The sequence below is a fragment of the Thiobacter subterraneus genome (assembly GCF_055379455.1).
Genome location: NZ_AP042402.1, coordinates 2,537,162 through 2,550,342 on the forward strand (window position 1 = coordinate 2,537,162; position 13,181 = coordinate 2,550,342).

The 13,181-nt window shown below is 68.2% G+C and carries 13 protein-coding genes; 10 read left to right on the plus strand and 3 right to left on the minus strand.

Annotated elements, in window-relative coordinates; genetic code table 11:
* Positions 1-276 precede the first annotated feature (276 nt).
* Together ACZ42P_RS12515 and ACZ42P_RS12520 are read left to right on the plus strand one after the other, a co-directional pair.
* Positions 277-1,092 (plus strand): hypothetical protein, encoded by an 816-nt coding sequence (locus tag ACZ42P_RS12515; RefSeq protein WP_464897869.1) that lies wholly within the window; start codon positions 277-279, stop codon positions 1,090-1,092.
* Positions 1,093-1,104: 12 nt separating this feature from the next.
* Positions 1,105-2,310, plus strand: coding sequence for a PilT/PilU family type 4a pilus ATPase (locus ACZ42P_RS12520; RefSeq protein WP_464897870.1), 1,206 nt, complete (start codon positions 1,105-1,107; stop codon positions 2,308-2,310).
* Between the two features lie 82 nt (positions 2,311-2,392).
* Here ACZ42P_RS12520 and ACZ42P_RS12525 read toward each other — a convergent pair whose 3' ends face one another.
* Positions 2,393-2,575: a hypothetical protein gene (locus tag ACZ42P_RS12525; protein WP_464897871.1), complete on the minus strand. Its 183-nt coding sequence runs from the start codon at positions 2,573-2,575 to the stop codon at positions 2,393-2,395.
* A 384-nt stretch (positions 2,576-2,959) separates the two neighbouring features.
* Positions 2,960-3,568, minus strand: coding sequence for a nitroreductase family protein (locus ACZ42P_RS12530; protein ID WP_464897872.1), 609 nt, complete (start codon positions 3,566-3,568; stop codon positions 2,960-2,962).
* 75 nt (positions 3,569-3,643) lie between these two features.
* On the opposite strand from ACZ42P_RS12530, the gene gluQRS reads away from it, so the two are divergent.
* Positions 3,644-4,579: a tRNA glutamyl-Q(34) synthetase GluQRS gene (gluQRS, locus tag ACZ42P_RS12535; protein WP_464897873.1), complete on the plus strand. Its 936-nt coding sequence runs from the start codon at positions 3,644-3,646 to the stop codon at positions 4,577-4,579.
* Between the two features lie 208 nt (positions 4,580-4,787).
* Positions 4,788-5,660 (plus strand): Hsp33 family molecular chaperone HslO, encoded by an 873-nt coding sequence (hslO, locus tag ACZ42P_RS12540; protein WP_464897874.1) that lies wholly within the window; start codon positions 4,788-4,790, stop codon positions 5,658-5,660.
* A gap of 3 nt (positions 5,661-5,663) precedes the next feature.
* On the opposite strand, the gene ACZ42P_RS12545 is transcribed toward hslO, so the two are convergent.
* A complete protein-coding gene (locus tag ACZ42P_RS12545; RefSeq protein WP_464897875.1) occupies positions 5,664-6,332 on the minus strand; it encodes an energy-coupling factor ABC transporter permease in 669 nt (222 codons plus the stop codon).
* 83 nt (positions 6,333-6,415) lie between these two features.
* Between ACZ42P_RS12545 and ACZ42P_RS12550 the strand changes: the two genes are divergently transcribed.
* The 6 genes from ACZ42P_RS12550 to folK are packed head-to-tail and all read left to right on the plus strand — an operon-like array spanning position 6,416 to position 13,179.
* Positions 6,416-7,078: a histidinol-phosphatase gene (locus tag ACZ42P_RS12550; protein WP_464899410.1), complete on the plus strand. Its 663-nt coding sequence runs from the start codon at positions 6,416-6,418 to the stop codon at positions 7,076-7,078.
* 53 nt (positions 7,079-7,131) lie between these two features.
* Positions 7,132-8,070, plus strand: coding sequence for a FecCD family ABC transporter permease (locus tag ACZ42P_RS12555; protein ID WP_464897876.1), 939 nt, complete (start codon positions 7,132-7,134; stop codon positions 8,068-8,070).
* Positions 8,070-8,837 carry an ABC transporter ATP-binding protein gene (locus ACZ42P_RS12560; protein WP_464897877.1) on the plus strand — a complete coding sequence of 256 codons (768 nt, stop codon included), beginning with the start codon at positions 8,070-8,072 and terminating at the stop codon, positions 8,835-8,837. Before ACZ42P_RS12555 ends, ACZ42P_RS12560 begins: the two co-directional genes overlap by 1 nt.
* On the plus strand, positions 8,834-11,194 hold the full coding sequence (locus ACZ42P_RS12565; protein WP_464897878.1) for a putative bifunctional diguanylate cyclase/phosphodiesterase: 2,361 nt from the start codon (positions 8,834-8,836) through the stop codon (positions 11,192-11,194). Before ACZ42P_RS12560 ends, ACZ42P_RS12565 begins: the two co-directional genes overlap by 4 nt.
* 48 nt (positions 11,195-11,242) lie before the next feature.
* Positions 11,243-12,652: a polynucleotide adenylyltransferase PcnB gene (gene pcnB / locus ACZ42P_RS12570; RefSeq protein ID WP_464897879.1), complete on the plus strand. Its 1,410-nt coding sequence runs from the start codon at positions 11,243-11,245 to the stop codon at positions 12,650-12,652.
* Entirely contained in the window at positions 12,649-13,179 is a 531-nt protein-coding gene (gene folK / locus ACZ42P_RS12575; protein ID WP_464897880.1) for a 2-amino-4-hydroxy-6-hydroxymethyldihydropteridine diphosphokinase, read from the plus strand. The genes pcnB and folK overlap by 4 nt, the downstream gene beginning before the upstream one ends.
* Positions 13,180-13,181 lie beyond the last annotated feature (2 nt).

Consider the following 13,181-nt stretch of genomic DNA (forward strand, 5'->3'; position numbering starts at 1 on the left):
TGCCGTAAAGCGTCGCCCGGCAGGGGGCGGCCAACATAGCACGCTGGTGTTTTCCGAGTCCAGAAGCGGGTTTTCCCTCCCCGCCGGGGCATGGCGGCCGGTGGAATGATTCTTGCTTGGCAGGCCTCGTTAAAGTTGGCAGCAGGCGGGCCGATAATCCCGGACAGGGGAGGAGGCGCGGCGCCGCGCGGCGGTGGGCAGCGCCGCGGTTTTTCCCTAAAATCCCCTGGTCGTCCCGCTTCAGCGTCGGAAACGAGAGAGTGCACAGGAAGATCCATGGCTTTTCTGGACGAACTCAAGAAACAGGCCGAACTTCAGCGCCAGCAGGAGCAAACCCAGACCCAGTCCAAACTGGTGACCGTCAGCCAGAATTTCCTGGCGGTGCAGACCAAGTACAAGGAGATCCAGCGTTACCTCCAGGAGCTGGTCAACCAGCTCAACGTGCTCAACCTCGATGTGCGGCGCAGCTATTTCATCGACGGCTTCGGCCTGATCGACGACTTCCGGCCCCGGGACTACGCCCTCAGCATCGATTCCATCCGTATCGGCCAGAAGGATTTCATCAACACCCTGGTGCTGCGCTTCAAGTGCTTCACCGACAAGGTGATCAAGTTCGAGCGCGACACGCCGCAGCAGATCGACAACCAGAAGGATTACCTCTGGCAGAACAACCTCAAGTACCAGTGCACCGAATTCCGCAATGAGCGCGGGCTGGTGACGCGTGCGGTCTTCACGGTGGCAAGCGAGATCCCGGTGACGGCGCGCTTCTCCGCCGATTTCGAAAATGCGCGCATCACCCTGCAGGTGCGCAATCTCAACGGCTTCACCATCAACGAGTTCGTCTACGAGGTGAACGAGATCACCCAGGAGATGCTGGACGAGTTCGCCAAATTCATCCTGGACAAACCCAACCGCCTGCGCGAAATCGGCGTGCATCAGCAGGCCCGCCGCACCTTGGTGCGCCCCGCGACCCAGGCGATGCGGGCAGCGCCTGCGGCGGCCGCCCCCGCGCAGGACGGGGACGAAACCGACGACGGGGACGGAAGCCGCGGCAAGGGCCTGCTGGGCAAGCTGAAATCCCTGTTTTCCTGATCAGGCATCGCCATGGATCTCACCCAGTTCTTCCGCCTGATGGCGGAACGGCGCGCCTCCGACCTGTTCTTTTCCGCCGGGGCGCCCGTTTACATCAAGATCGAAGGCGAGATCCGCCCGGTCAACCAGCAGATCTTCGATGCCGCCCTGGTCAAGCGCATCGCCTATGCGCTGATGAGTGAGGAGCAAATCCGGGCCTTCGAATCCACGTGGGAGATGAATTTCGGCGTGTCGGTGCCCAACTGCGGGCGCTTTCGCGTCAACGTGTTCCGCCAGCGGGGCTCGGTGGCCATGGTCATCCGCTACATCACGGACCAGGTGCCCTCGGTGGACAGCCTGGGGCTGCCGCCCGTGCTCAAGGATCTGGTAATGCACAAGCGTGGACTCATTCTGGTGGTGGGGGCCACCGGTTCCGGCAAGTCCACCACGCTGGCGGCCATGATCGACCACCGCAATGCCCACTCCACCAGCCATATCCTCGCCATCGAGGACCCCATCGAGTTCATTCACCGGCACAAACGTTCCATCGTCAACCAGCGGGAAGTGGGCATCGATACCGCGTCCTATGCCAGCGCCCTGGTCAATGCCCTGCGCGAGGCGCCGGATGTGCTGCTCATCGGCGAGATCCGCGACCAGGAGACCATGCGCCAGGCCCTGATCTATACCCAGACGGGCCACCTGTGCCTGGCGACCCTCCATGCCAACAACGCCTACCATGCCCTGAACCGCATCATCAGCCTGTTTCCTGCGGAAGCCCAGGAGGGCCTGCTGCTGGATCTGGCCATGAGCCTGAAGGCCGTGATCTCGCAGCGTCTGGTGAAGGGCGTGGATGGCAGGCGGGTGGCGGCGGTGGAGATCCTGATCAACAACCTGCACATCGCCGAGCTCATCCAGCGCCGGGAGATCGACAAGATCAAGGAAGCCATCGAGCAGAGTCTGGTGGAAGGCGCCCAGACCTTCGAGGAGTCCCTGCTCGAGCTCTACGTGGCGGGCCGCATCAGCAAGGAGGAGGCCCTCGCCAACGCCGACTCCCGCACCAACATGGAATGGCTCATCGCCAATTCGAGCAAATACCGGGAAATGCGCGCCCAGCGTGCCCGCGGCGTGATGATCGACGAGGACAAGGTGCGCGAAGACCGGGAAGACAATCTGCCGGGCCTGCTCAGCGTCGAGGATCTCGACAAGCTGGGCGTCGCGGGCCTGTCGTCCCACAAGTAAGGCGCAAACAAAAACGCACCGGCTGCGTCCGGTGCGTCACGTCCTGCCGGGGTGCCCGGGGGCACCTTGTCATTGTTGTGAATCAGCGCGTCGCCAGGTACTGCTGGAATTCCTCGGCGTTCATCTCGCGCACCTTCATGCCCGCCCGCGCGGTAAAGGGATAGTAGAACGTGTAATGGTCGTTGATCTTGACCTTGATGATCACCGTATCCGGGTTGGCCTGGCTGCGGTTGCGAAACAGGCGGTTGGCGAGCCATTTGATCATGATGTGCGCTCCTGAAGCAGGTTTCACAGGGTCTGCCCAGGAATTAGCAATGGCCGTGCCAACCTGCCCGGGGCGTTCAGGATCGTCCCCGGTGGGAAAGCCTATGGGGAAAATCAGGGGCTTAGCGTATGAAGCGGGATTCGGTCCCGCAGCGCTGGCAGCGATAGACCTTGCCTGCCTCGGGATGGGCGTGGAGAAAACGCCAGCGGTGACCGAGAATCCGACACACCAGCCGGAAAAGCCAGGCGCCGGCGGGTGCGGGCGGCGGGAGGGCTTGCTGTTCCATGCCCAGCGCCGTAGCAAAATCAGGGCCACGCGTCTAACTGACTGATGTTAAAAGCGTTCCAGCCTGCGCGCGGGCCGCTCCTGTAAAGTCCGCCGACATCACGGTCCGCTGAAGGGCTGGCCCCAGCGGCCACGGAAGGCGATCTCCTCCAGGGGCAGCCGGCTGCGGGGCGCGGTTTCCCGCTCCCGCAACTCGCCCTCGAGCCGTTCGGGCGCGTCCTGGTAGCCCAGCGCGATCATGGCCATGGGGGTCACCTCGGCGGGGACGCCGAACGTCGCTTTCAGCCGCTCCGCGTCAAAGCCCCCCATCTGGTGGGCCGCCAGGCCCAGGGCCACCGCCTGCAGACACAGGCTCATGGCGGCGGCGCCGGTATCGTAGGCGGCCCAGCGGTTGGGCCGGGCATTGTGGCGGAAGTGGGGCAGGGCCAGGGCCGCAATGAGCACCGGCACGTCCTTGACCCACGCCTGGTTGCCTTCGGCCAGGCAGTCGAAGGCGGCCTGCCAGCCCTGGGGATCGTCGCTCCGGTTCCACACCAGGAAGCGCCAGGGTTGATCGCCGAAGCAGGAGGGCGCCCAGCGCGCGGCTTCCAGCACCGCTGCGACCGCCTGCGCCGAGACCGGCCGGGCGGGGTCGAAGGCGCGCGGGCTCCAGCGCCGGGCGAGCAACTCGTGGATGGGCACGCAAGTCTGGGCGGGTTTTTCCAGCATGGGGGATTCCTGTGAACGGGGCCTCCATTCTACCCGGCGGCTGCCCGGCGGATGCGATAATCCCGGTTTGCTGCCATGCCTGACCATTGCGATCTTCCGGCGCCGCCCCGCTACCGCGGCCGCTTTGCACCTTCGCCCTCCGGGCCGCTGCACTTTGGCTCCCTGGTGACCGCCGTGGGCAGCTACCTCGATGCCCGGACCCAGGGGGGCGAATGGTGCGTGCGCATCGACGACCTGGATCCCCCCCGGGTGGTGCCCGGGGCGGCCGACACCATCCTCCGCACCCTGGAGGCCTATGGTTTCCGGTGGGACGGCCCGGTGGTCTTCCAGAGCGCGCGCACGGACGCCTACGTTGCGGCCTTCGAGACCCTGCAACGCCTGGGTGTGGTCTATGCCTGCGGCTGCACCCGGCGCGAAATCGCCGATTCCATCGTCGGCCTGCCGGGGGCCAGCGTCTATCCCGGCACCTGCCGCGGCGGACTTCCCCCGGGCAAGACGGCCCGGGCCTTCCGGGTCCGTACCGAGGGCGCCCGCATCGCCTTCGAGGACCGGCTGCAGGGGCCCATGATGGTGGATCTGGCGCGCGAGGCGGGGGATTTCATTTTGCTGCGTGCGGACGGTCCCTTCGCCTACCAGCTGGCGGTGGTGGTGGACGATGCCGAACAGGGCATTACCGACGTGGTGCGGGGCGCGGATCTCCTGGATTCCACGCCGCGCCAAATACACCTGCAGCGCCTGCTGGGCCTGCCCACTCCCCGTTACCTGCATCTGCCCGTGGTGGTGAATGCCCTGGGTGAAAAGCTTTCCAAGCAGACCCTGGCGGCGCCGCTGGATCCGGCGCGTCCGCTGCCTGCCCTCATGGCCGCCCTGGCTTTCCTTGGGCAGACACCACCGCCCGAGCTGGCCCGGGCCGATGTCCGGGAACTGTGGCGCTGGGCGCTGGAACACTGGGCCCCCGCCCGTCTGCCCCGGCTGCGGGCCGCGCCGCTGCCGGCGGCCGCACCGGCATGACAAAGGTTTCACTGGTTTTGGGCCGCACGGGGCCGATAATTCCCGGACACCTCAGAAAGACGAGCCATGCTGCTCAACCTGTTCAACTTCGGATTGCTCTCCATCGTGCTCATGAGCCTTGCGCTGGCCTGAGTCCGGCCGGGCACGTCCGCCCGCCGGCCCAGGGGGCCGGGTGTGCTAGAGTTCGGCCATTGCGAGGGCTTGCGCGATGACCGATTCCGACACCCTGCAGCGCTTTCTGTTCGAGGCGGCCGCCGTGCGTGGCGAGCTGGTGCGTCTCGACGCCACCTGGCGCGCGGTGCTCGCCCGCCATGACTATCCACCTGCCGTGGCCCACCTGCTGGGCGAGATGATGGCGGCCTGCGCCCTGCTGGCGGCCACCCTCAAGTTTCGCGGCGCGGTGGTGATGCAGATCCAGGGGAGCGGCCCGCTGCGCCTGGCGGTGGTGGAATGCAGCGCGGGACTGGCCCTGCGGGCCACGGCCAAGTGGGAGGGTACGCCCACCGGGGATTTCGCCAAGCTGGTGGGCCCGGGGCGCTTCGCCATCACCCTGGACCCCCGGGACGGGGGCGCCACCTACCAGGGCATCGTTGCCGTCGAGGGTGGCAGTGTGGCCGAGGCACTGGAACACTACATGGCCCGCTCGGAGCAGCTTGACACCCGGCTGATCCTGGCTGCCGACCATCGGGTGGCCGCGGGACTCCTGCTGCAGAAGCTGCCGGGACGGGCAAGCCAGGACGCGGATGCCTGGAACCGCCTCACCCGGCTTGCCGCCACCCTGAGCCAGGCGGAGCTTCTGCGCCTGCCCTTCCGGGACATCCTGCACCGGCTGTTCCACGAGGAAGACGTGCGCCTGTTCGACGCCGAGCCCACCCACTTCGCCTGTTCCTGCTCCCGCGCCCGTGTGGCCGACATGCTGCGCCTGCTGGGGCCGGAGGAGGTGCGCGCCATCGTGGCCGAGCAGGGGCGGGTGGAAGTGACCTGCGAGTTCTGCAACCAGCGCTATGTGTTCGACGCCGTGGATGCCGAGCAGCTCTTCGCCACGGCGGTGCTCACGCCCCCCGGCTCAAGCCGCCACTGAGCTTCAGCGATTGTGCAGGTAGCGCCGGTCGTCGAAGGTGGCGACCCAGTCCGGGCGGTATACCGCCATCAGGGTGACCGCCATGCCGGTGAGAATGGCCTCCGACCAGCCCATGAGGACGAAATAGGGCAGGTAGTGGCTGAAGAGATAGTCGAGGGTGTAGGTGCCGGACACGGCCATTACCGCCGTTGCCGCCAGGCCGGTGGCGGCCATGGACAGGGCGGCGCCGAAGAAGCCGCACAGGAACACATAGATCATGAAGTGGTTGGGAAGGTGCCGGTCCACCAGGTGATAAATGGCCTGGCTCATGCCCACCGGCACTGCCCCCATCACCAGGAAATTGAGGGAGAGGGCCTGCCAGGCGGGGGCCTCCCCCGCGAGCGTGGTGCCCAGCACCACCAGCGCCAGTGCCAGCAGGGCGAGGGGCCAGCCGAACATGAGGGTGAGGGCGGTGGCGCCCAGGACGTGGAAGCTGAGTCCGGGCTTGACGCCGGTCTTGATGCTCCACAGCACCATGAGCACCACGATCGCCCCCAGCCACAGGTTGAGCCGCCAGGACGCCCTGAGTCCCGCCAGGGGCGCGCGTGCGAGGGCGAGAAGCAGCAGCGCCGCAGCCAGCAGGTGGCCGATCCAGTACCAGGCGGAGGGCAGGAGTTGGTCCGGAATGTTCATGGCGCGCCTCGTCAAATCACCATTTTACGCTATACTGGCCGGCCCCCTGGTGCGACCCATCGCCTCACCCCTGCCGTATGAGCCTGCGTCTGGCCCTGTTCGATCTCGACAACACCCTGCTTTCCGGCGACAGCGACTTCGAATGGGCCCAGTTCCTGATCAGCAAGGGCGTGCTGGACAGGGAGGTGTACGAAGCGAAGAACCTCGAGTTCTACGAACAGTACAAGGCCGGCACCCTGGACATCCACGCCTTTCTCGATTTCCAGCTCAAGCCCCTGTCGCGTCATCCCCGGCGGCAGCTGGATGCCTGGCACAGGGAATTCATGGCCACGCGCATCCTGCCCATGATCACCGACCAGGCGCGCGCCCTGGTGCGGCGCCACCGTGACGCGGGGGATACCTGCGTGATCATCACTGCCACCAACCGCTTCGTCACCCGTCCCATTGCCGATGCCTTCGGCGTGGCACACCTCATCGCCACCGAGCCGGAAGAAGTCGGTGGCGAATTCACGGGCCGCGTGGTGGGCACGCCCAGCTTCCGCGAAGGCAAGGTCGCCCGCCTCGAAGCCTGGCTCGCCGAGCGCGGCAGCCGGCTCGACGAGGCCGAATACAGCTATTTCTACAGCGACAGCCACAACGACCTGTTCCTGCTGGAACGGGTCAGCCATCCGGTGGCGGTGGACCCGGACGATGAGCTGGCCCGCACCGCCCGGGCACGGGGTTGGCCCATCATCAGCCTGCGTTGAGGGTGGCGCGCGTGGCCCCCGAGTCTGCCCGGACCCGCCGGCTGCGAATCCTGATGTTTCTGGCCCTGCTTGCCCCCCTTGCCGGCCTGGCGGGGCTGTTTGCAGGCAGTGTCAGCCTGTCGCCGGCCCAGACGCTGGCCGCCCTGTGGCAGCCGGATGACGGGGTGGCGGCGCGCATCCTGTGGGACCTGCGCCTGCCGCGCGTGGCGGCGGCCTTCGCCTGCGGTGCCCTGCTTTCCCTGGCCGGTCTGCTGCTGCAGGTGCTGGTGCGCAATCCCCTGGCCGAACCCTACATCCTCGGCATTTCCGGGGGTGCCGCCCTGGGCGCCCTGGGGGCGGTGCTGCTGGGAGCCGCCCTGCCGGGGGTGCAGGGAGCGGCCTTCGCCGGGGCCCTGGCGGCCATCGGCACGGTGTTCCTCCTGAGTGGGGGCGTGGGCTTGAATCCCTTCCGGCTGTTGCTCACGGGCGTGGTGCTCTCCGCCGGCTTCGGTGCCGGGGTGAGCCTGCTGCTTGCCCTCGCACCCGCTGCCGACAGCCGTGGCATGCTGTTCTGGCTCATGGGGGATCTGGGGTATGCCACCGCCCCCGGCGGACTGTGGCTGGCCCTGGCCCTGGTGCTGGGCGTTGCGCTCGGTCAGGCGCGGGCGCTGGATGTGCTCGCCGCGGGCGAGCTACAGGCGCGCGCCCTGGGGGTGGCGGTGCGGCCCCTGCAGCTTGTGATCTTCGTCACGGCTTCCCTCGCCACTGCGGTGGTGGTGACCCAGGCCGGCCCCGTGGGGTTCGTGGGCCTGATCGTGCCCCATGCCCTGCGGCTGGCCGGACTGGCGGGGCATCGCTGGCTGCTGCCGGCCGCGGCGCTGGCGGGGGGCAGCTTCCTCACTCTGGCGGATCTCGCCGCGCGCACCCTGGCCGCCCCCCAGCAATTGCCGGTGGGGGTGTTCACAGCGCTCATCGGCGTGCCCCTGCTTCTCTGGCTGCTGGCGTCGCGGTGATGCTGGAAGTGCGCGATCTCGTCCTGGAAGTGCCCGGCCGGCGCCTGTGTTCCGGCCTCACGGCCCGTTTCCTTCCAGGCGAGGTGTGGGGGATACTGGGCGGAAACGGGGCGGGCAAAACCACGCTGCTCCACACCCTGGCGGGGCTGCGCGCGCCTGACGGGGGTGGCGTGTGGTGGCAGGGCGAGCCGCTTGCCGCCCTGCCGCGCCGGCGCCTGGCACGGGAGCGCGCCGTGCTGCTGCAGGACGGGACGGACGGTTTCTTCGGCACCGCCCTGGACTGGGTTTGCCTGGGACGCTATCCCCACGGGGGCGCCTTTGCGGACCCGCATGAGCTGCGGCATGCCCACAGGGCGCTCGCCGAGGTGGGGGCCGGCCACCTGGCCCACCGCAGCATGGCCACCCTGTCCGGGGGCGAGCGCCAGCGGGTGCGCCTGGCCATGGTGCTGGTCCAGGGGGCGCGGGCCTTGCTGCTCGACGAGCCGCTCCAGCACCTGGACCTGGCGGCCCAGCTCGCCGTGCTGGAGCGCCTGACGGAGCAGGCGCGCCAAGCGGGCAGACTGCTGGTCATGGTGCTGCACGACGTGTACTGGGTGTCCCGCTACTGCGACCGGGTGCTGCTGGTATACGGCGATGGCCGTGTGATCCAGGGGGAGACGCAAACGGTGCTCGACCGGGAAAACATGGAGCGCCTCTACGGCTGCTCCCTGCAGGCGGTGGAGGCCGCGGGGGGGCGGCTGTTCCTGCCCACGGGAGGGCGGTCGTGAAATTGCGCCCGCCGCGCACCCTGCACATGCGCCTGGTGCTGGCCATCGCCCTGATCCAGCTGCTGGCCGTGGGGGCGTTTGCCGCCTACTGGCTGGCCATGGAAGTGAGCGCGGCGGTGGATGCGCGGCGTCTGGCCGTCCACCGCCTGCTCAACCTCGCGGCGCCGGGGGCGCAGGCCCTGCTCGCCGCAGGGGACACTCCGGGCCTCGTGCAGCAGCTGGAGCGGCTGACGGCCGATCCCACCGTGGCCCGGGTGACCCTGCGCGACGCCCAGGGACGCCTGTTCTACCGGCGCGAGCTTCCGGACGAGGCCCTCCATGTTCTGGCCGCGTGGTTTGAACCGGTCGCGACCGCCATGGGCATCAGCCGCCAGATCGAGGGGGCGGTGCTCACCCTGGTGCCGGCCAACGCGCCCCTGAACCGCAAGGTGGAGGCGGCGGTGGAGGATGTGCTGGGGTTTCTGCTCATCGTGCTCGCCCTCGATCTCATCGCCACCCAGCTCATCATCCGTTTCTTCGTCGCCCCCCTCAAGCCGCTCACGGAAATGGCCATGAACGTGAGCCAGGGTCTGCTGGACAGCACCGTGCTGCCCGAGCACAGCGCTTCCGAAGAGGTGAAACAGGTGGGCCTGGCTCTGGTCACCAGCGCGCGCATGATGCAGAAGCAGATCCGCGAGCTGGAGCAGACGCGCACGCGCCTCGCCGAGAACGAGCTCAGGCTGCGCACCCTGGTCAACTCCATGCGCGAGGTGCTGTTGGAGCTGGACGAGCATGGCCGCATCCGTTTCCTCAATCCGGCCTGGGAGAAGCTCACGGGTTATGGCCTGGACGAATGCCTGGGACGATTTTTTTCGAGCTTCCTGCGCCAGCCCCAGCAGCAGGCCCTGTTCGTGTTCGGGCGGCTGGAATCCCTGCCTGCGGGCGAACTGGAACTGGAGCTCGCCGCGCGCGACGGCCGGTCCCTGTGGCTGCACATGAACGCCAGCCTGCGGCACGACGCCGACGGACACTGCACCGGGTTGGTGGCCACCCTGGAGGACGTGACGGAACAGCGGCGCCTCCTGGCCCTGCAACGGGAGCACGAGCAGGCGCTCTTCAAGCTATCCATCACAGATCCCCTCACCGGTGTTCACAACCGGCGCCATTTCGACGAGGTGCTGGTCAATCTGCTGCAGCGGAACGTGGCGCGGGGCCGCCCGGTGGCGCTGGCCATCATCGACGTGGATGGTTTCAAGTTCATCAACGACACCTACGGCCACCCCGTGGGGGACGAGGTGTTGCGGCGCCTGGCGCAAATCCTGGGCGAGCACGCCCAGGGTGGGGTGGTGGCGCGCCTGGCGGGAGACGAATTCGCCCTGATCTGGCCGGGCCTGGCCGAGGAGGCGGCGGGACAGCGGGCGCGCCTGCTGCATGAGGCCCTGGGACGCCTGGTCATTCCCCTCCCGGTGGGGCAGCTGCGCATCCAGACTTCCATCGGCGTGGCCGTGGCACCCACCTTCGGCACCACTGCCCAGGAACTGGTGCGCGCCGCGGACGTGGCCCTCTACCACGCCAAGAAGAGCGGGCGCAACCGGGTGGACGTGCTGTCCCGGGACATGGGGGAGGCCATCATGGAAATCTTTTCCCAGGGCTTCGAGCTGCGGCGCGCCCTGGAGTCCGGCATGATCGCGCCCTTCCTGCAACCCATCCACGCGCTGCGCACGGGGGAGGTGATGGCCTACGAGGTGCTGACCCGGCTCAAGCGCGGTGACAGCTATGTCCCTGCCGACGAATTCGTCCTCATCGCCGAGGATCTGGGGCTGATCCGGGAAATGGACCTGTTCGTGATCGAGCGGGTCCTGGCCAGCGTGCCGGCGCAGGTGCATCTGTTCCTCAACATCAGCCTCAATTCCTTCCAGGCGCCGGAATTCCTTGCGGACTTCCGCGCCCTGCTGCAATCGCCGGCCGCGGCCGGCCGCCCGCTCACCATCGAGCTCACGGAACGCCAGACCATCCCGCTGGAGGACGGCTTTCTCGACCTGCTGGGTGAGCTGCGTGCGGCCGGGGTGAGGATCGCCCTGGACGATTTCGGCGTGGGCTACTCCACCTACAGTTACCTGCGGCGGCTGCGTCCCGACTACGTCAAGATCGACGGCAGCTTCGTGGGCAACCTCCTCGCCGATCCCCACGATCAGCGCATCGTCGCCCACATCCATGAGCTTGCCGCCAGCTTCGGCGCTCGCTCCATCGCCGAGCACGTGGAGGACGAGGCGGTGCGCCAGGCGCTATTGCGCATGGGCGTCGATTACGCCCAGGGCTGGCTGTTCGGCCGGCCGGGGCGGGTGGAGGACTATCTGCGCCAGGCCGGCGCGACCTAGGCGCCCTTGCCCTTTGGGGTGGCCTCGGCGACAATTCCGGCCTTTCCTATGATCCAGAAACTCATCCGGCGACTCCTCCGCCCGCGCCGGGCGGGTGAACCCGTCATCCTTCCCCTGAAGAAGCACGGCATCACGCCCGACCGCATCAGTCCCTGTGCGCTGGGCGTGTGCGAGACCCTGCAGCGCGCGGGCCATCAGGCCTTCGTGGTGGGGGGTGCCGTGCGCGACCTGCTGATGGGCAAGACGCCCAAGGATTTCGACGTGGCCACGGACGCCCGACCGGAGGAGGTGCGCCGGCTGTTTCGGCGCTCCCGCATCATCGGCCGCCGCTTCCGCATCGTGCACGTGATGTGCGGACGGGAGACGGTGGAAGTCACCACCTTCCGCGGCCAGGCCGCGCCGCCTCCCGAGGAACGCAGCGAGTACGAGGACGAGGAGGCCACGGAAATGGAGCGCGTGGTGAGCGAGAACGGCCGGCTGCTGCGCGACAATGTGTTCGGCACCCAGGCCGACGATGCCGCCCGGCGCGACTTCACCGTCAATGCCCTCTACTACGATCCCAGCCGGGCGGAGATCTGGGATTACCAGAATGGCGTGGCGGACCTGCGGCGCGGCGTGCTGCGCATCATCGGCGACCCGGAAACCCGTTACCGCGAGGATCCGGTGCGCATGCTGCGGGCGGTGCGGCTGGCCGCCAAGCTGGGTTTCCGGCTCGACCCGGCCACGCGCAGGCCCATCCGGACGCTGGCCCACCTGCTGCAGGACGTGCCCAAGGCGCGCATCTTCGACGAGATGCTCAAGCTCTTCCTTTCCGGTCACGCTCTGGAAAGTGCCAAACGGCTGCGCGAGGAGGGTCTGCACCACGGGGTGCTGCCCCTGCTCGACGTGGTGCTGGAACAGCCCCTGGGCGAACGTTTCGTCACCCTCGCCCTGCAGAACACGGACGAGCGCATCGCGGCGGACAAGCCCGTCTCGCCCGCCTTCCTGTTCGCCACCCTGCTGTGGCACGAAGTGCTGAGCCAGTGGCAGAAACGCGAGGCGGAAGGGCAGCCTCCCATGGCCGCCCTGCAGGAGGCCATCGAGGAAGTCATCGAGCGACAGGTGGAGACCCTGGCCATTCCGCGCCGCTACACCGCGGTCATGCGCGAGATCTGGAGCATGCAGCCGCGTTTTTTGCAGCGTTCCGGCCAGCGGCCGTTCCGGCTGCTGGAGCAGCCCCGCTTCCGGGCCGCCTATGACTTCCTGCAGCTGCGCTGCGCCAGCGGCGAGGTGGATGCGGCCGTGGGCCAGTGGTGGGAAGCCTTCCAGCAGGCCTCGCCCGAGGAGCGGGCGCGCATGCTGGTGAAGGGCGAGGGGGCGGCGCGCAGCCGCCGGCGCCGGCGCCGGCGCAAGGCCGGCGGCCAGGCCGCCACGCAAGGCGCGCCCCAGGCCGGCCCCAGCGAGGACGGACCGGCATGAGTGCAAGCCGACCCTGCCCGGTGGCCTCCGCTGCCCTGCCGGCGCCGGCCCAGGCTTTCATCGCCCTGGGCAGCAACCTCGCCGATCCCGCCGCCCAGGTGACGCGGGCCCTGGCGTGCCTCACAGAGCTGCCGGCCACGCGCCTCATCGCCCGTTCCTCCCTCTACCGCACTGCCCCCGTGGGCTATCGCGATCAGCCGGATTTCATCAATGCCGTGGCGTGGGTGGAAACGGCCCTCGCGCCCCGGGCGCTGCTCGATGCCCTGCTCGGGCTGGAGCACGCCTTCGGCCGCGAGCGCCAGTTCCGCAACGCGCCGCGCATCCTGGATCTGGATCTTTTGCTCTACGGCGATCTGATCCACCACGAGCAGGGGCTCACCCTGCCCCATCCCCGCATGCACGAGCGGGCGTTCGTGCTGGCACCGCTGGTGGAGATCGCGCCGGACTGCGTGATTCCCGGCCGGGGCCCGGCAGCGGGCTTCCTCGAGCGCTGCCAGGACCAGGGGGTGGAACGCCTCGCGGCGTGACC

Coding starts and splice junctions, on each gene's coding strand:
- ACZ42P_RS12560 (WP_464897877.1), top strand. CDS start 8,070: ATGCTGGAAGTGCGCGATCTCGTCCTGGAAGTGCCCGGCCGGCGCCTG.
- ACZ42P_RS12545 (WP_464897875.1), bottom strand. CDS start 6,332: ATGAACATTCCGGACCAACTCCTGCCCTCCGCCTGGTACTGGATCGGC.
- ACZ42P_RS12555 (WP_464897876.1), top strand. CDS start 7,132: ATGTTTCTGGCCCTGCTTGCCCCCCTTGCCGGCCTGGCGGGGCTGTTT.
- ACZ42P_RS12520 (WP_464897870.1), top strand. CDS start 1,105: ATGGATCTCACCCAGTTCTTCCGCCTGATGGCGGAACGGCGCGCCTCC.
- ACZ42P_RS12525 (WP_464897871.1), bottom strand. CDS start 2,575: ATGATCAAATGGCTCGCCAACCGCCTGTTTCGCAACCGCAGCCAGGCC.
- gluQRS (WP_464897873.1), top strand. CDS start 3,644: ATGCCTGACCATTGCGATCTTCCGGCGCCGCCCCGCTACCGCGGCCGC.
- folK (WP_464897880.1), top strand. CDS start 12,649: ATGAGTGCAAGCCGACCCTGCCCGGTGGCCTCCGCTGCCCTGCCGGCG.
- ACZ42P_RS12515 (WP_464897869.1), top strand. CDS start 277: ATGGCTTTTCTGGACGAACTCAAGAAACAGGCCGAACTTCAGCGCCAG.
- ACZ42P_RS12530 (WP_464897872.1), bottom strand. CDS start 3,568: ATGCTGGAAAAACCCGCCCAGACTTGCGTGCCCATCCACGAGTTGCTC.
- pcnB (WP_464897879.1), top strand. CDS start 11,243: ATGATCCAGAAACTCATCCGGCGACTCCTCCGCCCGCGCCGGGCGGGT.
- hslO (WP_464897874.1), top strand. CDS start 4,788: ATGACCGATTCCGACACCCTGCAGCGCTTTCTGTTCGAGGCGGCCGCC.